The sequence below is a fragment of the Planomonospora algeriensis genome (assembly GCF_977012225.1).
In genome coordinates, this window is sequence record NZ_CDRNDK010000881.1 from 1 (window position 1) to 1,252 (window position 1,252).

At 74.7% G+C, this 1,252-nt stretch carries 1 pseudogene; it reads right to left on the reverse strand.

The window, feature by feature from the left end:
- Positions 1-1,180: pseudogene (locus ACWJ6R_RS36610) on the reverse strand (chromosome partitioning protein ParA); the annotation flags it as partial.
- Positions 1,181-1,252 lie beyond the last annotated feature (72 nt).

Consider the following 1,252-nt stretch of genomic DNA (forward strand, 5'->3'; position numbering starts at 1 on the left):
TCTCCGCCACCGCCCGGTCGGCGTCGAGCCGCGCCGCGCGGGCCTGCAGGGCGGCCAGCTCCGCGCGGGCCTCGGCCAGACTCCGGTCCAGCGTGTCGTCCTTCAGCGTGGCGATCTCCGCCCGGACGACCTCGATCTCCTCGGCGGAGCGTTCCGCCGAGCGGCGCAGTCCCTCCAGGTCGGCGGCGAGCGCCTCGTCCCGCAGCACCGCGTCGCCGAGCCTGCGCGCCTGCCGCCCCCGCCAGCAGCGCAGCGCGTCCGCCAGCCGTACCCGGGCGCGGTCGCGCCGGTCGAAGGTCTCCAGCAGGGTCCGGGACTCGTCCTCGAACTCCTTGAGCATCTCCACGGACCGCGCCGCCCGCACCCGCTTGGCGTGCTCGTCGCGGCGGGCCTCCCGCTCCTGGTCGAGCTCGGCGTCCAGCCCGGTCAGCGCGGCGATGGCCTCGAAGACCCGCTCGGGGGAGATCTCGTTGAGCGGCTGGGAGAGCAGGTTCGTGGCGACCTTGCTCCGCACCGAGGTGGACAGGAACGACACGCACCGCACGCGGTCGCCGTACAGGAACCTCGTCAGGTCGCGCGCGACCACGTCCCGCCGTCCCGCCGACCGCGGCAGGCCCGCCCAGATCTCGTCGGCCCGGACGACCCGCTCGGCCTCCGAGGGGGCGGCGGCCATCCGCACCCCCCGCGTCCACCGGACCTCCAGGTGCGGCGCCTCCTGGTTGACCCGCAGCCACACGGTCACCGCGTCGGGCAGCCCGGCCTCCTGGACGCGGGGGTGGTCGAAGACGCCCACGATGTAGCCGTGACCGGCGCTCGCCCACGCCCGCCCGCCGCCGCCGGCCGCGAGCTCGGCGTTGAACAGCAGCTCCGCGACCGACTTGGCGCCGGAGGCGAAGCGCCACTGCTCGTCACCGAGCAGGGCCGTGATCATCGCGATGAACGAGGACTTGCCCGCCCCGTTGGAGTCCTTCGGGCCGGCCCCGGCGACCACGACGAGCGTGCCGGGGACGATCGGCACGGGGTGGGTGGACAGGCGGGAGATGTTGACCGCCTGCACGGCGATCAGCACCCGGTCGCCGACCACGTCGCTGCTCGGCTCGTCCGTGCGGACCTCCACCGGCACCAGGCTCGCCTGGCTCCCGGGTGAGTCCTTCGCCGTACGGCTCGGCTGCTCGGTCAACCTCGTGGTTCCTTTCTCATACCTTTGAAGGCGTCCGCCGGAACCGGCGGACGCCGATCCCGGCGCCGGCGC